The sequence below is a fragment of the Pseudoalteromonas sp. ABE4_541 genome (genome assembly GCF_056312285.1).
The window spans coordinates 23,946-43,741 of sequence record NZ_JBSVEM010000007.1 but is presented as its reverse complement, the minus strand read 5'-3'; the positions used below and the strand labels follow the sequence as shown (position 1 = coordinate 43,741).

21 protein-coding genes and 1 riboswitch are annotated in these 19,796 nt (G+C 41.8%); of the genes, 15 read left to right on the top strand and 6 right to left on the bottom strand.

Going from position 1 to position 19,796, the window contains the following annotated elements:
* Nucleotides 1-105: 105 nt before the first annotated feature.
* Nucleotides 106-540 (bottom strand): CopD family protein, encoded by a 435-nt coding sequence (locus ACW689_RS08650; RefSeq protein ID WP_476290360.1) that lies wholly within the window; start codon nucleotides 538-540, stop codon nucleotides 106-108.
* Nucleotides 541-550: 10 nt separating this feature from the next.
* Nucleotides 551-2,233 carry a chloride channel protein gene (locus ACW689_RS08645; RefSeq protein WP_476290687.1) on the bottom strand — a complete coding sequence of 561 codons (1,683 nt, stop codon included), beginning with the start codon at nucleotides 2,231-2,233 and terminating at the stop codon, nucleotides 551-553.
* 184 nt (nucleotides 2,234-2,417) lie between these two features.
* Here ACW689_RS08645 and erpA point away from each other — a divergent pair, with 184 nt between their 5' ends.
* Both erpA and ACW689_RS08635 read left to right on the top strand, forming a co-directional pair.
* Complete coding sequence (gene erpA, locus ACW689_RS08640) at nucleotides 2,418-2,756, top strand: iron-sulfur cluster insertion protein ErpA (RefSeq protein WP_476290358.1); 339 nt, start codon at nucleotides 2,418-2,420, stop codon at nucleotides 2,754-2,756.
* A gap of 696 nt (nucleotides 2,757-3,452) precedes the next feature.
* A complete protein-coding gene (locus ACW689_RS08635) occupies nucleotides 3,453-3,695 on the top strand; it encodes a helix-turn-helix domain-containing protein (RefSeq protein WP_070983810.1) in 243 nt (80 codons plus the stop codon).
* Between the two features lie 76 nt (nucleotides 3,696-3,771).
* On the opposite strand, the gene ACW689_RS08630 is transcribed toward ACW689_RS08635, so the two are convergent.
* From ACW689_RS08630 to ACW689_RS08615, 4 genes are read right to left on the bottom strand one after another with little or no spacing between them, the layout of a single operon-like run.
* A complete protein-coding gene (locus ACW689_RS08630; RefSeq protein WP_476290356.1) occupies nucleotides 3,772-5,157 on the bottom strand; it encodes an AmpG family muropeptide MFS transporter in 1,386 nt (461 codons plus the stop codon).
* Between the two features lie 12 nt (nucleotides 5,158-5,169).
* Nucleotides 5,170-5,793, bottom strand: a complete 624-nt coding sequence (locus tag ACW689_RS08625; RefSeq protein WP_476290354.1) for a peptidylprolyl isomerase — start codon at nucleotides 5,791-5,793, stop codon at nucleotides 5,170-5,172.
* A 3-nt stretch (nucleotides 5,794-5,796) separates the two neighbouring features.
* Complete coding sequence (locus ACW689_RS08620; RefSeq protein ID WP_476290352.1) at nucleotides 5,797-6,345, bottom strand: YajG family lipoprotein; 549 nt, start codon at nucleotides 6,343-6,345, stop codon at nucleotides 5,797-5,799.
* 3 nt (nucleotides 6,346-6,348) lie between these two features.
* Nucleotides 6,349-7,494, bottom strand: a complete 1,146-nt coding sequence (locus ACW689_RS08615) for a methyltransferase (protein WP_476290350.1) — start codon at nucleotides 7,492-7,494, stop codon at nucleotides 6,349-6,351.
* A gap of 39 nt (nucleotides 7,495-7,533) precedes the next feature.
* Between ACW689_RS08615 and ACW689_RS08610 the strand changes: the two genes are divergently transcribed.
* From ACW689_RS08610 to nqrM, 13 genes are all read left to right on the top strand, one after another.
* Nucleotides 7,534-8,151, top strand: coding sequence for an alpha-ketoglutarate-dependent dioxygenase AlkB family protein (locus tag ACW689_RS08610; RefSeq protein ID WP_476290348.1), 618 nt, complete (start codon nucleotides 7,534-7,536; stop codon nucleotides 8,149-8,151).
* Between the two features lie 23 nt (nucleotides 8,152-8,174).
* Entirely contained in the window at nucleotides 8,175-8,489 is a 315-nt protein-coding gene (locus ACW689_RS08605; protein WP_476290346.1) for a BolA family protein, read from the top strand.
* Between the two features lie 70 nt (nucleotides 8,490-8,559).
* Nucleotides 8,560-9,750 carry an enoyl-ACP reductase FabV gene (fabV, locus tag ACW689_RS08600; protein ID WP_476290344.1) on the top strand — a complete coding sequence of 397 codons (1,191 nt, stop codon included), beginning with the start codon at nucleotides 8,560-8,562 and terminating at the stop codon, nucleotides 9,748-9,750.
* A gap of 148 nt (nucleotides 9,751-9,898) precedes the next feature.
* A complete protein-coding gene (locus ACW689_RS08595; protein ID WP_476290342.1) occupies nucleotides 9,899-10,834 on the top strand; it encodes an AraC family transcriptional regulator in 936 nt (311 codons plus the stop codon).
* A gap of 133 nt (nucleotides 10,835-10,967) precedes the next feature.
* Nucleotides 10,968-11,819: an NAD-dependent epimerase/dehydratase family protein gene (locus tag ACW689_RS08590; protein WP_476290340.1), complete on the top strand. Its 852-nt coding sequence runs from the start codon at nucleotides 10,968-10,970 to the stop codon at nucleotides 11,817-11,819.
* Between the two features lie 379 nt (nucleotides 11,820-12,198).
* Nucleotides 12,199-13,542 carry a Na(+)-translocating NADH-quinone reductase subunit A gene (locus ACW689_RS08585; protein ID WP_476290338.1) on the top strand — a complete coding sequence of 448 codons (1,344 nt, stop codon included), beginning with the start codon at nucleotides 12,199-12,201 and terminating at the stop codon, nucleotides 13,540-13,542.
* A 2-nt stretch (nucleotides 13,543-13,544) separates the two neighbouring features.
* Nucleotides 13,545-14,744, top strand: coding sequence for an NADH:ubiquinone reductase (Na(+)-transporting) subunit B (locus ACW689_RS08580; protein ID WP_476290336.1), 1,200 nt, complete (start codon nucleotides 13,545-13,547; stop codon nucleotides 14,742-14,744).
* Nucleotides 14,737-15,483, top strand: a complete 747-nt coding sequence (locus ACW689_RS08575; protein ID WP_476290334.1) for a Na(+)-translocating NADH-quinone reductase subunit C — start codon at nucleotides 14,737-14,739, stop codon at nucleotides 15,481-15,483. Before ACW689_RS08580 ends, ACW689_RS08575 begins: the two co-directional genes overlap by 8 nt.
* On the top strand, nucleotides 15,483-16,115 hold the full coding sequence (locus tag ACW689_RS08570) for an NADH:ubiquinone reductase (Na(+)-transporting) subunit D (RefSeq protein WP_476290332.1): 633 nt from the start codon (nucleotides 15,483-15,485) through the stop codon (nucleotides 16,113-16,115). Before ACW689_RS08575 ends, ACW689_RS08570 begins: the two co-directional genes overlap by 1 nt.
* A gap of 10 nt (nucleotides 16,116-16,125) precedes the next feature.
* The gene (gene nqrE, locus ACW689_RS08565; protein WP_476290330.1) at nucleotides 16,126-16,734 is read left to right on the top strand and encodes an NADH:ubiquinone reductase (Na(+)-transporting) subunit E; all 609 of its coding nucleotides are present in this window, start codon (nucleotides 16,126-16,128) and stop codon (nucleotides 16,732-16,734) included.
* 19 nt (nucleotides 16,735-16,753) lie between these two features.
* Nucleotides 16,754-17,980, top strand: coding sequence for an NADH:ubiquinone reductase (Na(+)-transporting) subunit F (gene nqrF / locus ACW689_RS08560; protein WP_476290328.1), 1,227 nt, complete (start codon nucleotides 16,754-16,756; stop codon nucleotides 17,978-17,980).
* 184 nt (nucleotides 17,981-18,164) lie between these two features.
* Complete coding sequence (locus tag ACW689_RS08555) at nucleotides 18,165-19,184, top strand: FAD:protein FMN transferase (protein ID WP_476290326.1); 1,020 nt, start codon at nucleotides 18,165-18,167, stop codon at nucleotides 19,182-19,184.
* A 93-nt stretch (nucleotides 19,185-19,277) separates the two neighbouring features.
* Nucleotides 19,278-19,490: a (Na+)-NQR maturation NqrM gene (gene nqrM, locus ACW689_RS08550; protein WP_476290324.1), complete on the top strand. Its 213-nt coding sequence runs from the start codon at nucleotides 19,278-19,280 to the stop codon at nucleotides 19,488-19,490.
* A gap of 101 nt (nucleotides 19,491-19,591) precedes the next feature.
* Nucleotides 19,592-19,716: riboswitch (cobalamin riboswitch) on the top strand.
* Nucleotides 19,717-19,796: the final 80 nt, after the last annotated feature.

Genomic DNA, 19,796 nt, shown 5'->3' with positions numbered 1-19,796 from the left:
GCGGTTCCTAATCACAAATTAACAACGGGTTGTACGTATGGATACACTCAACCGTGATAACGCGCACATAACATAGCGGTTATTTGGCGCGATATCATAGCATAGTTATAGATTAGGTTTGAGTATTGCGAGCATCACAATGGCTAATAAAAGTAGTACAGGGAATTCATTGAAGATGCGGTAAAAACGATCGCTGCGTTTATTACGATCATGTTTAAAGTCTGCGAGTAACTTAAAGCAGTACCCGTGGTAAATATACAAAATAATAACTAAAACGAATTTGTAGTGCAGCCACATGCTATGGCGGAACCATTCACGGCCATATTCATAGATGGTGAGTACACCAAAGAGTAGTGTAAATAATGCAAATGGTGTAACAAAATAGAGCAGTCGCCTTTCCATTATTTTGAGCATTGCGCTGCATGACTTCTCTTCCGTCAGCGCGTGATAGACAAATAGGCGAGGTAAATAAAAAATCCCTGCAAACCAAGCAATCATGAAAAAGATATGCAGGGCTTTATAAATTAAAAGTGCGCTCATAGCATCCCCATTAAAGTAAGCTGTTGCGAATGGTCAATATGTGGCGGATTTGATCCCACCTCAATATACCCATGATTTGTTGATTATCTTTTTGGTTAAACACGTACACAGCACCGCTGCGTTTATCTTTTAAAACATCAAAGGCGTCTGACAGCGTTGCTTGGCTGCTCAACCCCTCTAGAGGAATATAAGATATGCTGACGCTTTGATCGCTCATCAAACTCAAGTCATATTCAGCAAGACGATACGCGTTGTCCTCATCATATACGATCAGCGGCGTTTGACTGTTCACTGCGCCTAATGTTTCTCTTATTTGCTCTTTGTCACTTGAGTACAAAAGCTTAAAGTTCTCATCCATTTCTTCCATAATTCCGACTTTTTGCAATGCCTCACTAGCAGGAGAAACCTGATAGGGGAGCCCCTGAAAATCAAGCTGTTGCAAGAAAATAGAACGATTTCCAAATACTTGTAGTGCGGTAACATAAGCGGTTGAGATGACAAGCATTGCAGGCACGATAATTTTCGGGTTTGAAGTCAGTTCCATGACTGCCGTCAGAGCTGCTAGCGGTGCGTGCAATGTCGCGGCAAGTAAGCCTGCCATCCCTAATACACCATAAGTGCCACTGACATCAGTGCCCGGAGAAATAAACTGTGCAAAAAATGCCATAAGTGTGCCCATCACGACACCTAAACCAATCACGGGGCCAATAAGGCCGCCAGGGACCCCTAAGCCAATTGCAAATAAAGTGGCCAGTAACTTTGCGATGAGCACCGTAGTGAGCAGTTGCATATTGTCGGGCGAATCCACTGCCAAGCGAATTGCACTCATGCCTGAACCCATAGCTTCAGGTACAAGATAGCCAATAAAGCCTGCTATAAGCCCTGCTAACATTAATCGAGGAAACATATTGACAGATTTAAAGGTTTTAATGACGACCATTAAATTTTGATTAAAGGCAAAGGCTATCGCTCCTAACACCACGCCACATAAAATCAAATAAGGGTAATGCCAAAAACTCAATGTGGCGATACTGATCAAAGCAAGTTCACTATCGTGGCCAAACACAAACTGAGTCGCTAGCGCACCTGTCACCGCAGCAAGCATGATAGGTACAAATATGTGAATTTTATATTCACGCAGTACAACTTCCATTACAAATATAACCGCCGCGAGCGGGGTATTAAATGACGCTGCGATACCCGCTGCAACACCACAGCCGGCTAAGGTTCTTGCCGAATTAAGTGGCAAATGTAATCGCTCGGCTAAAATGCTTGCGCCAGTTGCGCCCATATGTACTGAAGGGCCTTCTCGACCGACAGAAAAGCCGCTGATCAAGGCAACAGCTCCCCCAAAAAATTGGTTCGCGGTATTCCAAATAGGCATTTGTCCATAATGGTGTTTTATACGGTGGATCACAAAAGGTATACCAAGTCGGTAGTGTTTAAAGCCTGTTAAATCAGCGAACACAGCAATCATCAATGCAGCCACAACCGGAAAAATGACACGTTCAATTTGTGATAAGGTTGAAAAGTCGTCTGGAGTATCTAAGAACAAACCTTGAGCGAAGCTAATAGTGAGGCGAAATAGAATAATTAAAACAGCCGCAATTAAGCCCGCCGCAACGCCGAGTAAGCAAAGTTGTGCGGAGGTTTTTGGTTTTGCGAGACGGCGCCTTAATGTATCCAGCGACATGTTTGATTTCCAAGTCATAATAAGGACTTAAGTTTATCAAAAAAATGCCATACCGTCCTTAATAAACGGATGGATAAGTGAAGTTGAACTGATAAATTTGGCCAAGCGGGGACAAGAACTATACTTGATTAAAACACTCAGGTATTAGATAATCGCGACATTAAATGGTCAAGAGTTTGTGAGTATGTCTGAACAGTTACCGATTCAATTTAGTGATGCGGCAGCCAATAGAGTGAAAGAGCTTATAGCCGAGGAAGAAAACCCAGAGCTTAAGCTGCGCGTATATGTCACCGGTGGTGGCTGCTCTGGTTTTCAGTATGGTTTTACCTTTGATGAAAAAGTAAATCCGGGCGATCTGGAAATTGAAAAAAATGGTGTCACTATGGTGGTTGACCCAATGAGTATTCAATACCTTATCGACGGTGTGGTGGATTACACCGAAGGCTTAGAAGGCGCACGCTTTTTTGTTAATAATCCAAATGCCACGACGACTTGTGGATGTGGTGCAAGTTTTAGCGTTTGAGTACACCTTTTCAAAATAAAAGGCCACACCAAGATGTGGCCTTTTTTGTGCCCGCCGTGATACGCATTGCCTAGTCTTTTTGTAAGCCTCCGCTACAACGTCATGTAACTAACATAGAGCACGATGTTGGTCGCGCACTTTTGCTATTGAAAGCCTTTGATTTGCAAAAAAATCATACCTAAAAGATAAACACGCGCTAATGCTGAGTTACAAAAATCATCAATGCAAAAAAGCCTAATATGAAGGTACTAAAAGCTAAGATGTAGATAAATCCACGCTTACCTTGGCGAATTGGGATGTTATTAGTGCGTAAAAAGCAATACCAAGCAAAGCACAGTAAAATTGGTAATAAAAACAGCAATCTAATCATTAGTATTCAGCCTTGGTTATGGTTGATATGTTAATCTTATCGGTAACTATATATTTTTTAAAGAAAAATAATTTATTATTAAAAGTGGTACATTTTATAAAATTTTTGTTAAAGTTAAGGGGTTCTGTCACTTATACGAAAACTTAAAAATAAGTGAAATTTTAATTAGGTGTTAAAAGAATTTTAGGCTATACCTAATTGGGTACATAGGAACAAAGAAAGTAGTTACTTTCAAAAGCTATAGTATACAATCTTAGCAACTTGAACGAGACGGGCATATTTCGTTCAATGTTTTACTAATTATCATCGAGTAGGAGATGTTTAATATGATGGGAAAAACTGTTTCTTCAGAAGAGAACGGTAAGCTAACTAAGTGGCTTAAATCTAAGCGTCATGAAAAAGGCCATACAATGCGTAGCCTTGCTCAAGTATTGGGTACCCCGCATTCTTTTATCGGAAAAATTGAAAATCAAGAGCGTCGTTTAGACGTGATTGAATTCTTACGCTACTGTGAAGCATTAGAAGTAGACCCATACGAAGGCCTTCATTTATTGAAAGATGAGCAGTAAGCTGCTTGTTAGCATCAAGGTGCAAGGATTTGCACCTCCATTCTTTCTGTATAAATTACTAAAGTATAATATTTAATTACTTGCCTGTGTTGCTATGATAAGACGCTTCTATTGCGTAGAGCTTGTGCCTTATCAGGTATAAAAATGTCAATGAGGGCAATACCATCAGCGCTGTGATAGCGAAAAATACAGCCCAGTTCCCATTTAACCAATCATCAATAACCACACCACTGTAGCTTGAAATAACGGTTCTTCCTAAACTGCTGAGCGAGGCGAGTAGTGCGTAATGGGTTGCACTAAATGCTCTATCACATAGCATGGAGATAAAGGCGACCATAGCGACTAAGGACCATGCTTGAGTGAAGCCGTCTACGACTATGGCCATGGCATATAAATGCTCTTTAGGGCCAGCCACTGCTATCCAAGAAAACATTAAATTGGATGCAGCCATTGCTAAGCCACTAACGAATAATCCTTTCACAATGCCATATTTATGATTAAAAATACTGCCAAGGAAAGCGAAAACAATGGTGATCACGCCCGTACCAAGTTTGGAGTATTGGGCAATCTGGCTGTTACTAAACCCCACCTCTTTGTAAAAGACGATGGACATGCGGGCTAGGAACGATTCACCAATTTTAAATAAAAACACAAATGCGAGTAGAGCAAGGGCGGTTTTAACCCCATTTTTTTTAAAAAAGCTTTTAAAAGGTTCGATGAGTGTAACGGCAAGCCAGGCGGTTAGCTGGCTGAGTCTTCCTGGTGCTAAATCAGCGAGTTTGGCCTGATAAGCTTGCTCTAGTTGTGCTTGCACCACGTCTCTGTTCGATTGTGGCTCTTTAGCTAAAAGGGTGACAACAATCAGTAATATCATGATACACGCTAATATCACGTAGATACCAGACCAATTAAAGGTTGGTAGATCAGCTAAAAAGAAGGGTAAAGCGCCAAGCAGTGCATACCCGGTCCACCAACCGGAAGTAGCCATTGCCGCAGCTGCAGTGGCTTTTTCACTTTCACTTTCAGGGAGAGAGTCAATCCGAAAAGCGTCTATGGCGATATCATGGGTGGCAGACGCAATAGCAATGATAAAGCACAATAATGCAGCGGTAAATAGTTGTTCTTTAAGCACTATTGTGGACATTAGTAACGTTGCGCAAGCTGTGATGAACTGACAAAGTGCAATCCAGCTGCGTCGTTGCCCTAGTAACTTCGTGAGCAAAGGAAGCTTGATCCTATCCAGCAAGGGTGACCATAAAAAATTCACCGTGTAAGCAGCAAATACAATACCAAATAAACCTATCATGCTGCGACTTAGGCCTTCATCTTTAAGCCAAGCCGACATCACTGATCCGATTAAGACCCAAGGGAAGCCACTACTGATCCCCAACATAAAGATGGTTACCAATCGTCGATCAGTATAGTAACCCAAATATTCGCGCAAACTGGCTTTGAGGATCATGGCTGGCCTTATTTAAAATTTAGGTGCTTCGAGCACGCTTACATCAAAAATGATAACTGGCGTTTTCGGAATAAAGGTGTAGCCGAGTTTGCTGTTGTAGCCCGTTTCCACTTGCATAATTTCATCCAGTGTTTCAAAGCCTTCAACAACGTTACCAAAAACAGCAAAGCCCCAATCTCGTCCCGGGTTTAGATGGTCATTATCGTTCATATTAAAAAAGAACTGACGTGTGCCAGAGTGAGGTTTGTTGTCTTGGTATGCCATAGCGACCGAGTACATATCATTTTTTAAGCCATTGCCACTTTCGTTAAAGATTGGGGCACGCTCAAACATACCGTCGTACTCTTTATCGTAGCCACCGCCTTGAATGACAAAATCAGTTTCATTGGCGTCATCTCTTTCTACGCGGTGAAATACAGAGCCTTTATAATCACCATTGATCACGTAGGTGAGAAAATTATTAACAGTAATTGGAGCACGAGAACGGTCAAGTTCAATAATGATGTCACCTTTGCTAGTTACCATTTTCACTCGTGGGAACAAGTTATCTTTTTGAACAAAACGACCTTCTTTATTCGCACCTAAAGCATGACAAGAAAGAAGGAGAAGCGATAAGTAAATTACAATATTCTTCATTTTTTATCCTTGTAAAAATTCAATCAGTTCTTTATCTGACACAATGCGAGTGATCAAAAGCTCAGTCAAGTTATTGAGTTGGCCTTCAATTTTAGCTTGTTCATGTTTTAGCGGCCCACTTAATTGTGATTTTGCATTGTAGCTTTTTTCAAAATGACGACTACCTTTGGATACTTCAACACGAAACAGTGCTTTGGCATGACTTTGATGCTTTGTCATTGATTCAGTGACTTTTGCAACAAACTCGTCGATATGTAGAATTACTTTATTGGTCGCCAGCGGCGAGATATTTGCGCCGTTAGCAAGTAAAGCTTGCTGAAAAGCTTTATCTACTAATAGCGGGAGTGCTGCATCAGGTAAGTAAAGTGCTGGTTCTTGATCGACTACCCGAATAGTGAAATTACTGGTTCTATTATCCTCAACTAAAAGCTGTAACGGTGCTTTTATTTGGCTCACACTAGTGCCCGAGTAACTAGGGTTTAGGATCACCGCTTTGGGTGAAGTAGTACACCCGTTAAGTAACAATAATATTAATAAGGAGATAAATCTCATTCTTTAGCCTCTTCTCGTTGCGCTTAGCACAATGAATTTTTTATTATTTCCAATAACTTTACAATTTCCAAATAAGCGGTTTAGCTTGTCTTGATAGTCAAGGTGTCGATTACCAATAATCCTCAACTCTCCGCCTTTTTTCAAAACATGCTTTGCTTGCGCAAACATTTGCCAAGCAATATGGTCGGTAATAGCCTGTGCTTGATGAAATGGAGGATTACATAACACCAGATCAACTGAACCTGAGGTGAAGTCAGTTAAACAATCGTTTTGTATAAATTTACAGCGCTCGCTTGCATCAGGTAGGTTTTGTTCAATATTGAGTTTGGCACTGGCAACCGCCATCGCAGACTCATCAATGAAGGTGACCCGAGCGTTGGCCATTTTGCTCAGTGTTTGCAGGCCAATGACGCCATTGCCGCATCCTAAATCAATTATTTTCATCGGCTTTTTGCCTTGTGGCAGGTAATTCATAAAAAATCGAGCGCCGATATCTAATGAATCTCTAGAAAATACGTTAGCATGGTTGGTGAGTGTAAATTCACTGTTTTCTAAAGCCCAACTTACGGGAAACTTACTCGCTACCGGCTTGTTTGTTGTTTGAGAAAATATCAAACGTGCCTTTTTGACCGCTAGACTCGTGCTTGGCTCGCTCACAAAGTGGCTAAAGCTTTTTAATGTTGAGGTATGGATCTCTTTTGCTTTACCTGCGGCAATAATCGTGATGCCTGCCGGTAAGTGGCTTAGCTGCGCCAATTGGTACTGCAAAAAGCCTGCATTTTTAGGTACCTTGAGTAATATCAAGTCAACATCGCAGGGCAAATTGGCAAGGCTGTCTAAGTAGTTTACCTGTGTACTCGGCAATTGGTTTTCTGCTAGGTTATATTTGCATGCTTGTTGGCTAACAAAAGAATCAGTGACGTGGGTAATACGAATTCTTTCATTGTTTTTAGCTAACAGACTACATGTCAGTGCACCAAAGCCGTCATTAAATACCAATACACGTTGAGCTTGGCTATGATGTTCTTGCACGTAATCAATTAAATACTCATCCGCTGCGTCCCATGCTTGTAGGCTACGATTTTTTTGTTCTAGAGGAAAACGGTGTAAAGTAAGGGCACAGCCACCTAATAACGCATCAGTTGTCATATATATAAAGTAACAAGTAGTGAATAGGTAAATGGTATCATGACATTGGCTCAGCCCAAACAGCTCTTACCCAGTGGGTTTGACTATTACCCTCAAGTAATGAGTTTATCGAAAAGTATTGCATTGTATGACTTTTTAGTTGCGAATTTGCAATGGCAGCAACCGAGTATTCAAGTGTTTGGTAAATCGCACCCAATCCCTCGCAAGCAATGCTTTATTGCTGACAGTAATGTGGCGTACGGTTATTCACAGAAAACATTAGATAACTCACCATGGCTTGACGTGTTGCAAGCTATGCGCAAACGCTTACAAATTGCTTATGGCTACGAATTTAACGCATTACTTGCCAATTGGTATCGCAATGGGCACGACAAAATGGGTTGGCATAGTGACGACGAAGCAGAGCTGGGAGTTGAGCCGTGTATAGCATCTATTTCCCTTGGTGCAGCACGCAAGTTTAAGATTAAGCATAAAATTACCGGACAGCAACACGAGTTACTGCTCGAAAGCGGCAGTTGTTTATTAATGTATGGACAAAGCCAAGCACAATATCAACATGCGCTACCTGCGCAAACCAAAGTCGCCGGTGGTCGAATTAATTTAACCTTTAGAACGGTTGGTCAAGCGCCAACAAAAGCGTATAGTAGCGGCCGTTAATAAATTTAAATGAAGGGGTTAGCATGTCGATGCAAGAGCAAATTCATGACAAGCTGGCAAATGCCATTAGTTGTAAACATCTTAACGTTATAAATGAAAGCCATATGCATAGTCGTGGCGAAGATTCTCACTTTAAAGTGATCGTTGTCAGCGAAGAATTTATTGGTAAAAGACTTTTGCAACGCCATAGAAAGGTCAATGAGGTATTGCAAGAGGAGCTTGCCGAGCATATTCATGCACTATCTATTCATGCATATACCCCTGAAGAATTCAGCGACAGAGAAGGAAGTACGCCTGATTCACCTAAATGTTTCGGCGGCTCTAAGTTAGATAATTAGCTGATCAGATCTGTGTTTGCCTGATCAACCATTAAACTATGTCAGTTTTTGAAAAATTATAGGAATAATTATGGTCGTTAAACCGAAAATTCGTGGTTTTATTTGTACCAATGCACATCCTGTTGGTTGTGCTGCACACGTACAAGAACAAATTGCTTATGTAAAAGCACAAGGCCCATTAACTCATGGTCCAAAGAATGTACTTGTTATTGGCTCATCTACGGGTTATGGCTTAGCATCACGCATTACTGCAGCCTTTGGCGCTGGCGCAAAAACGCTCGGTATTTTCTTTGAAAAAGAAGGAAGCGAGAAAAGAACTGCGTCAGCTGGTTGGTACAATACGGCTGAATTCCAGCGTGCAGCCGAAGAGGCAGGCCTTTGGTCAAAGAATATCAACGGCGATGCTTTCTCTGATGAAATTAAACAAAAAACAATCGATACGATTAAAGCTGAGATGGGCAAAGTTGATCTTGTGATATACAGTTTAGCGTCTCCTCGTCGTACTGACCCAAAAACAGGTGACGTATATTCATCGACGTTAAAGCCAATCGGTAGTGATATCACGACTAAAAACTTAAATACATCGAAGCGTGAAATCGACTCGGTGACTGTAGAAGCTGCAAATGAAGACGAAATTGCCAATACAGTAAAAGTTATGGGTGGTGAAGACTGGGAGCTTTGGATTGAGGCTTTGAAGCAAGCCGATGTACTTGCAGATAACTTTAAAACGACCGCTTATACATACATTGGTAAAGAGTTAACTTGGCCTATTTATGGTCATGCGACCATTGGTAAAGCAAAAGAAGACTTAGATCGCGCAACAGCTGCAATTAAAGAATCAACAGCGCCATTGAATGGCGAAGCGTATGTTTCCTCTTTAAATGCTGTTGTAACACAAGCAAGCTCTGCCATTCCGATTATGCCACTTTATATCTCTGCGCTATTTAAGGTGATGAAAGCAGATGGTACTTATGAAGGTACAATTGAGCAGATCGACGCCTTATTCCGTGAAAACCTATATGGCGAAACGCCACGATTTGATGATGGCGGCCATTTGTTCCAAAACTACAAAGAGCTTGAAGATGATGTTCAGTCTCGTGTTCAACACATTTGGGACACAGTAAAAACGGAAACCATTGATGAATTGACGGATTACGTTGGTTATCACAATGAGTTTTTACGTTTGTTCGGCTTTGGTATTGAAGGCTTAGATTACGAGCAAGACGTTAACCCTGATGTGAAAATCAATAATCTGGTTTAATCGCGTAAGCAAGTTAAGCGCTTTTTTAAATTAAGATTTTAACGGCTAATTGAGCAGGTGTACTGCATATTCAATTAGCCGTTTTTTATGCCAGAAAAAAGAATGTATGATGTAGCTTGTTTGCCGAGTTACAAAAGGAATTAGTACAGTGACGCCACCCGTTGAAGATCCCTTCAGTTCTCTCGTTTCTCTTTTTTCAGCCCGCTGTGAAGTATTTGCTCATTTACAACTTAAAGCCCCTTGGGGGATCGATGAAGCTCAACAAGATTGTTGTTATTTTAGTTATGTAAAAGCGGGTAGGTGCATAGTTGAATTACCCGATGGGCAAACCACTGAACTAAAAAGTGGCCAATTACTATTGCTACCTTATGGTCATGCTCACAAAGTAATGAGTGATTACGGCACGCCTTGTTTGACGAGCGAAACACTGTTTGCTGGCAAATCTCAACAGGAAGTTGAAAGTATGTTAGTTGGTGGGCAAGGAGAGAGTTGCCAAATGATGTGTGGCTACTTTTTGTTTTCACCCATTCAGCACTGGGGAGAGGATCCGCTGTATGGTGTGTTACCCCAACTTATCGTGATTAATGCCGCCGCTCACAGTAAGTTAGCGTTAATACTAAGCTGGTTATATGAAGAGAATAGCAAAAGAACGCATGGCTTTTCACTCGCTCAAAAGGCGTTACTCGAATTGCTGTTGTTGGAAGTGTTACGAACTTTAAAAGATATTGATGTTTCTCCCTCTTGGCTAAATGCACTACAAGATAAGCATTTATCACCTGTGCTGTTCGCACTACAATACCAGTTAAATAAAGATTGGACAGTTGAGCAACTTGCGCAAGTTGCTGCATTATCTTCTTCTTCATTTTCTGCGCGATTTCGAGATGTAACGGGTTTGCCACCTTTGCAATTTGTCCGTCAATGGCGTTGTTTGGCTGCGGCTAAACTAATGCGCTCTACTCAAGAACCTTTGAAAGCGATTTCCGCTCAGTGTGGTTTTCAATCAGTTGATGTTTTTATTCGTAACTTTCGACAATTTCATAAAATGACGCCAAACCAATATCGTAAGGCACACCTTCATCTGTAGCGTATGCAGTAAAATCGACGTTTACTATTTATTTGTCGATGTTACTTCTTTTTCGTCGCTGTAGGGCTATTCATCTGAAACAGGCTTTATTAATTTAAACTCAATATCAGAGAGTTATAAAAGGTGGATGAAAATGATAACTAAATCAGTGTTGGTTACTGGTGGGACGGGCAACATCGGAAGCGCCATTGTTGAAGAGCTACTCAATTATGATTATGACGTTAGTGTGCTGTGTAAGGATAAAAGCAGTGTTCAAAAAGCCAAAAAAATGGGCGCTAACTCAGTGTATGGCTCACTGCAGGAAACGCAAAAGTGGCTGCATGTGATCGATGTATGTGATGCACTCATTCATACCGCATGTACCTTTGATGAAAATATGGGGTTTATTGATTTTAGTTTTATGCAGCAGGTGGTAGCACGAGTAAAAAGACGCTCTAAACCTCTTATTCTTATTTATACATCAGGTTGTTGGACTTATGGAGATCACCAAAAGCTGATTACCGAACAAACACCAAAGTCGCCCACTGACGATTTTCAGTGGATGTTACGTAGCATCAACTTCTTGCGTGAAAAAAGCAATATTGATCTGCGTGTTGTTAGCCCGGTCAACGTTGTCTGTGAGCAAAGTCAATTTTTACCTCCCATTTTGTTGTGGGAAATTGAACGTTGTGGTTATCCAACTTTACCCAAAGATACAGCTCAAACCTGGTCTCTTATAGAGCGCCGGAATTTGGCTGAGCTGTATCGACTGGCTCTTGAAAAAGGGCAAGCGGGTGAAGAATACATAGGAAGTGCTGAACATAGAGCGCCATTGAAGGAATTACTGAGAACATTGTCAAGCAAGCCGCTAAAAAGCAATAAACTAAGCGATTGGGTATTGAACTATGGTACTTGGACTCAAGGCTATGGACTTAATCAGGTTTTTTCTAGTGACAAAGCAATAAGGGAGCTGGGCTGGGCACCGAAAAAGTTCATCATGTATTGAATTGTATTGTCTATCTAAACAAAACAGCGGTTTTAAGAATCGGCTTGATTGGAATTGGTGTACTGATAACGTTAGAGCTATTTCATTATATGACAGATTCGACCAGCTTATGGAGCACCTTTCTATTGTGCTACTTTAGTCTATACTGCTTTCATTAACTGGCAGCAAAGCCAATGAAAGGCATATTAATTTTGTAATTCCACTCGCATAGTCGTGGTGATTAATGTTAAAATCACAGAAATATGTGAGAACACAACTTCAACGCTTGTCTCGATATTCGAGCAGGTGGCTCTTTGATACCTAAAAAAATATGAGGCAGCAAGCGTTGTGGTGACTAAAGATTTTTCAATTTCTTTCCGTTAATGTAATGCAAGTGCGTATGATCAACATAAAAAAAGGTCTGGACTTACCCATAGAGGGCGCGCCTCAGCAAGTGATTCATGATGGTTCTGCTGTCAAACGAGTTGCTGTCTTAGGCGAAGAGTTTATTGGTATGCGTCCTACCATGCATGTTCGTGTGGATGACCAAGTCAAAAAAGGCCAAGTTCTTTTTGAAGACAAGAAGAACCCAGGCGTCAAGTTTACTGCACCAGCCTCTGGTGTGGTTAAAGAAATTAACCGTGGTGCTAAGCGTGTACTGCAATCCGTTGTGATTGAAGTACAAGGCAATGAGCAAATCACTTTTGACAAGTTCTCTGCTGCTGATTTAGGTGGTTTAGAGCGTGACAAAGTGAAAGAAGTGCTTGTTGAGTCAGGTCAATGGCCTGCGCTAAGAGCGCGTCCTTTTAGTAAAGTAGCTACGTTAGATGCAACACCAAGCTCTATCTTCGTGACTGCAATCGATACTAACCCTCTAGCAGCTGATCCTGCTGTGATTATCGCTGAAAATGTGGAAGCATTTGAAGCGGGTCTTGCAGTGGTATCACGTCTGACTGACGGTAAAGTATTTGTTTGTAAGAAAGCAGGTAGCAAAGTGCCAAGTTCATCACTTTCTCAAGTAGAAGTGCATGAGTTTGCGGGTGTTCACCCTGCGGGCCTAGTAGGTACTCACATTCATCACCTAGATCCAGTCTCTGCTGATAAGCAAGTATGGCACTTAGGTTATCAAGATGTGATTGCTTTTGGTCAGCTCTTCCTAACAGGCGAAATTAACGCTGACCGTGTGGTTGCATTAGCAGGGCCTCGCGTTAAAAACCCACGTTTAGTTAGAACTCAATTAGGTGCGTCGCTAACCGATTTAGTTGCAGGCGAGCTTGAAGAAGGTGATAACCGAGTCATTTCTGGCTCTGTGTTAGCTGGTAAAACAGCAACTGGACCTCACGCTTTCCTAGGTCGTTACCATGTTCAAGTGTCTGTTTTACTTGAAGGTCGCGAAAAAGAACTATTTGGCTGGATTGCACCAGGTAGCGATAAATTCTCAGTAACGCGTACATTTATTTCACACTTAGCGCCTAGCCGTTTGTTTAAAATGACAACGTCTACGGGTGGTTCTAAGCGTGCGATGGTACCAATCGGTAACTATGAGCGTGTTATGCCACTCGATATCTTACCAACGCCACTTTTGCGTGACTTAATTTCACGTGATTTAGACAGTGCGATATCGTTAGGCGCATTAGAGTTAGATGAAGAAGATTTAGCGCTATGTACCTTCGTATGTCCTGGTAAGTATGAGTACGGTTCAATCCTACGTGATTGCCTGACTACTATCGAGAAGGAAGGTTAAAAATGGCCTTAAAGAAATTTTTAGAAGACATTGAACCTCACTTTGAACCTGGTGGTAAACATGAGAAGTGGTATGCACTGTACGAAGCAGTAGCAACTATTTTCTATACCCCAGGTTATGTAAACAAAGGTGCAACGCACGTACGTGACAACATCGACCTAAAACGTATTATGATTTTAGTGTGGATGGCAACATTCCCAGCGATGTTCTTTGGTATGTTTAATATCGGTCACCAAGCAGCAATTGCACTTGGTAATGGTTTTGAACTAGCAAACACATGGCAAGTTGGTATTTTCCAAGCACTTGGCGGTGAACTAACTGCACAAGCAGGTTGGGGCGCTAAGATGTTCTATGGCGCATGTTTCTTCCTACCAGTATACGCAACCGTGTTTGCTGTTGGTGGTTTCTGGGAAGTACTGTTTGCATCAATTCGTAAGCACGAAGTAAACGAAGGCTTCTTCGTAACTTCAGTTCTGTTTGCATTGATCCTGCCAGCAACGATTCCTCTTTGGCAAGCTGCCCTAGGTATTACCTTTGGTGTTGTGGTTGCGAAAGAAGTATTTGGTGGTACAGGTCGTAACTTCTTAAACCCTGCACTTGCAGGTCGTGCTTTCCTATTCTTTGCATACCCTGCGAATATTTCAGGTGACACAGTTTGGACTGCAGTAGATTCATTCTCTGGTGCAACTTATTTAGGTCAAGCCGCTCAAGGTGCTTTAGACTTCAACAATATGGCGCTTTGGTGGGATGCATTCTATGGCTTCGTTCAAGGCTCTATGGGTGAAACTTCAACTCTAGCGTTGATGCTTGGTGGCTTCTTCCTAATGTATGTTCGTATTGCTTCATGGCGTATTGTACTAGGTGTATTCCTAGGTATGGTCGCAATGGCAAGCTTATTAAATATGTTAGGTTCAGAGTCAAACGCTGCATTTGCGATGCCTTGGTACTGGCACCTAGTGGTTGGTGGCTTTGCATTTGGTATGTTCTTTATGGCGACAGATCCTGTTTCAGCATCTTTCACTAACAAAGGTAAATTTGCATACGGTGCTTTGATTGGTGTGATGGTAGTACTGGTTCGTGTACTTAACCCAGCGTACCCAGAAGGCATGATGTTAGCAATTCTATTCGCTAACTTATTTGCTCCACTATTCGACCACTTTGTAGTGCAGTCAAATGTTAAGAGGAGATTGGCACGTGTCTAGTAACAATGAAACTATCGGCAAAACGCTAAGCGTTGTTGTTGGTTTGTGTTTGGTATGTGCGATTGTTGTATCTTTCGCGGCGGTACAATTACGTCCGTTACAAAATGCCAATAAAACCAAAGATATTCAGCGTAACATTTTGACAGCTGCTGGCTTTGATAATGTCACTGATGTTAAAGCAACCTTTGATAAGAATATTGAAGCGCGTGTTATTAACATGAAATCTGGTGAGTTTGTTGATGTTGATCCGCTGTCTTTTGATTTTGAAATGACCAAGTATGACGCAGCGCGCAGCTTTGCATTATCAAAAGAAGATGACACAGCTGGTATTCAGCGCATGACAAACAACTCACCGGTGTACCTTGTAAAAGGTGACAACGGTCAAGTGTCAACAGTTGTTTTACCAATTCAAGGTTATGGCCTTTGGGGTGTTATGTTTGGTTTCCTTGCGCTTGATAGCGATGGTGAAACAATCAAAGCAATTCAGTTTTACAAGCATAAAGAAACAGCTGGTCTTGGTGGTGAAATTGAAAACCCTAAGTGGACTTCTACTTGGGCTGGTAAAGAACTACCTATCGACATCGTGAAAGGTTCAGCGGGTAACAACAAGCATAAAGTTGATGGCTTGTCAGGTGCGACGCTGACTTCAAAAGGTGTTGATAACACAATCGACTTTTGGACTAGCAATAAAGGTTTTGGTCCATTCCTTGCGAACGTACGTAAAGGAGCATTGAACTAATGGCTAATACTAAAGAAATGAAAGACGTCTTGTTTGGCCCTGTCTTTGCAAACAACCCAATTGCCTTACAGGTACTGGGTATTTGTTCTGCATTGGCAGTAACATCAAGCCTTAAAAATGCACTTATCATGTCAATCGCTTTGACTTTGGTAACTGCATTCTCAAGCTTATTCATCTCAATGATCCGTAACCACATTCCTTCGAGTGTACGTATCATCGTGCAGATGACCATCATCGCCTCTTTGGTAATTGTTGTAGACCAAGTGTTACAAGCGGTTGTTTACTCAACAGCAAAAGAGCTTTCAACGTTCATTGGTCTTATCATTACTAACTGTATTGTAATGGGTCGTGCTGAAGCCTATGCGATGAAGTCACCGCCTACGATGTCATTTTTAGATGGTATCGGTAACGGTTTAGGTTACTCGGTTGTACTTCTCACTATCGGTTTTGTACGTGAACTATTCGGTTCAGGTACATTATTTGGTGCAGAGATCTTACCTTTAGTATCTGAAGGTGGTTGGTACCGTCCGATGGGTCTTTTAGTTATGCCATTTAGCTCATTCTTCTTAGTTGGTATTTTCATTTGGGTACTTCGTACTTTCAAGAAAGACCAAGTAGAAGCGAAGGCATAAGGGGAGAGAGATGGAACAATATATTAGTTTATTCGTCAAAGCGGTTTTCATTGAAAACTTAGCATTATCTTTCTTCTTAGGTATGTGTACTTTCCTTGCAGTATCTAAGAAAGTAACAACCTCTCTAGGCCTAGGTATTGCTGTAATCTTCGTACTAGGTGTTGCTGTACCAGTAAACAACTTAGTTTACTACGCAATTTTGGCGCCTGGTGCGCTGGAGTGGTTAGGTTTCCCTGAAGCTGATTTAAGCTTCTTACGCTTCTTGACCTTTATCGGTGTTATTGCGGCACTAGTACAAATCTTAGAGATGGCACTAGATAAGTTTTTCCCTGCGCTTTACAACGCACTGGGCATCTTCTTACCACTTATTACCGTAAACTGTGCGATTTTCGGTGCAGTATCATTCATGGTTGAGCGTAACCTTAACTTTGGTGAATCGGTAATTTATGGTATTGGCTCGGGTGTGGGCTGGGCACTGGCGATTGTTTTACTTGCTGGTATCCGTGAGAAAATGAAGTACGCAGATGTGCCAGACGGCTTACGTGGTTTAGGTATTACCTTCATCACTGTAGGTTTAATGGGCTTTGGCTTTATGTCATTCTCTGGTATTTCACTGTAATAGGTAGCGAGGAAAAATCATGCTTGAGGTATATCTAGGCGTAGGGATGTTCATTGCTATCGTTGTAGTTTTAGTTTTAGTGATTATTGCAGCTAAATCTAAGCTAGTATCTAGCGGTGACATCACAATTGGAATTAATGGTGATGCTGACAAAGGCATTACAACATCTGCCGGTAGCAAGTTACTTGGTGCGTTAGCAGATGCGGGTATTTTCGTATCATCAGCATGTGGTGGCGGTGGTTCATGTGGCCAGTGTCGCGTACATATTAAGTCTGGTGGTGGCGATATTTTACCAACGGAACTTGACCACATCTCTAAAGGTGAAGCGCGTGAAGGCTGTCGTCTAGCGTGTCAGGTGAACGTGAAAAATGACATGGAAATTGAACTTGAAGAATCAATTTTCGGTGTTAAAAAGTGGGAATGTACGGTTATCTCTAACGATAACAAAGCAACTTTCATCAAGGAGCTTAAGCTTGCTATTCCTGATGGTGAGTCTGTACCTTTCCGTGCGGGTGGTTATATTCAGATTGAAGCACCAGCGCATCACGTTAAATACGCAGACTACGATATTCCAGAAGAGTATCGTCCAGATTGGGAACGTTTTGGCTTCTTCAATCTTGAGTCTAAAGTGGATGACGAAACAATTCGTGCATACTCAATGGCAAACTACCCTGAAGAGTTTGGCATTATCATGCTTAACGTACGTATCGCGACTCCGCCGCCAAACAACTTGACACTTCCATGTGGTAAAATGTCATCGTACATTTGGTCACTGAAAGAAGGTGATAAAGTAACTATTTCTGGTCCATTTGGTGAGTTCTTCGCTAAAGACACAGATGCAGAAATGGTGTTCGTCGGTGGTGGTGCAGGTATGGCGCCAATGCGTTCACACATTTTCGACCAGCTTAAGCGTCTTAACTCTAAGCGTAAGATGTCTTTTTGGTACGGTGCACGTTCTAAGCGTGAAATGTTCTACGTAGAAGATTTCGACGGCCTAGCAGCTGAGAATGAAAACTTCGTATGGCACACTGCATTGTCAGATCCGCAACCAGAAGATAACTGGGAAGGTTACACAGGTTTCATTCATAACGTACTTTATGAAAACTACTTGAAAGATCATGAAGCACCTGAAGATTGTGAGTTCTACATGTGTGGTCCTCCAATGATGAATGCGGCTGTAATCAACATGCTTAAAGACTTAGGTGTAGAAGACGAAAACATCTTACTAGATGACTTCGGTGGCTAATTAAGTTTTAGCGATGATCCAAAACTTAGTTTTGCGATAATATTCAAACCCCAAGGCTTATAAGTCTTGGGGTTTTTTATTATATATATATCGAACTTTTAATGCTGTACTGCGTCATCTTATGGATTAAATTGGCGGTGGTATTAAAAGTGTATTTTAAAAATGACTCTTTAAGGAAGGGAACATGAAACGCGTATTTGTGCCGTTTTTTATTTTTTTTATTTTGTGCATCGTGGGGTGCGATCGTGTATTAAATGAACAGCCAAAAACATTACTGCTCCATGGTAAAACAATGGGCACAACCTACAATATTAAAGCTTTTCCTGACGATTCAGTGATAACCGCTGAGCAGCTTCAAAAGCGAGTTGACGAAACGCTTGTGGCGGTCAACCAGTCAATGTCCCCATGGGTTAAGGACTCAGAGATAAACCGCTTTAATAGCCTGCCTCATGACCAAATTATGCCTATTAGTGATGATTTTAGAACCGTTGTTGCAGAGTCTATTCGTCTTGGTGAGTCGACAAAAACCTTAGATGTGACCATGGGACCACTGATTGACTTATGGGGATTTGGCCCAGACAAGCGGCCAACTAAGCGTCCTTCTCAAGCACAATTGGATGATATGATCAGCCGTATAGGCGTTGATAAGTTAACCTTGAATGAGCAAGGACTGGCTAAAACAGTCGATGGCCTTGAGGTATCATTTTCAGCAACAGCTAAAGGGTTTGGTATTGATAAAGTAGCGTCTTTACTCGAGGAGTTGGGGATCACGAATTATATGGTTGAAATTGGTGGAGAGCTGCGGGTTTCAGGCTCGAAACCGAACGGTGTACCATGGATTATTGCGATAGAGCAGCCTGATGCGCCAATGGGAACGCGTCAATCTCATAGAGAGCTTAAACTTGGAAGTACAGGAATAGCGACATCTGGTGATTACCGTATTTTTTATGAAATGGATGGCGAAACGTTTACCCATTTGATTGACCCCGCCACGGGCATGCCCGTAAAGCATGAGTTGGTATCAGTTACGGTTCTTCATCCTTCAGCGATGACTGCAGATGGCTTGGCAACGGCCTTAACTATAATGGGTACGGAGCGAGCAAAAACGTACGCACAAGAACATAACCTTGCCGTGTACTTGATCAGTAAGTCTCCAGAAGGCTTAAAAACGTATGCCAGTGATGCTTTCAAACCATATTTGTGAGCGCAGAATAACCGCGCTATAATGCGTGGTGTTTAAAACCGTCATTGGCCCAAAGCATGTTGGGCCAATTATCACCTTAAAAGGGCTTATACAATGTCGCTGTTTCTTCTTACTTTTGGTTTACTGATTTTGATTATTGCTGCGATGGCAGTCGGCGTGATTGTGCAGAAGAAGTCAATGGCGAGCAGCTGTGGTGGTTTAGGCGCAGTAGGTGTTGAAAAAGCCTGTGACTGCGATGACCCGTGCGATAGACGCAAAAAACGCATGGCAAAAGAACAAGCTTGGAAAGAAAACCAAATTCTGTAGCTGTTTTCTAATAGCCTTGAAATGCGAGCTACGGCTCGCATTTTTGGTTGTCTTCAATATTTACTCAAGCCCGTACATCAAAAGTTGTATTTTAGCCATCTAGACAGCATAATGACGCCATATTGTTGTTAGTGATACTTGGGAATGAGTTGCAAATACTCAACTGTCCCCGCAACTGTGAAGGTCGCTTAAAGTGACCAAAGTCAGATACCAAGATTAACAAATTAACTCTTAGCGGGCGTACTATGAGTCACAGTCAATCCTCCACTTTTTAGTGCTTTACTTATGTAACGAGTACTTGTTGTC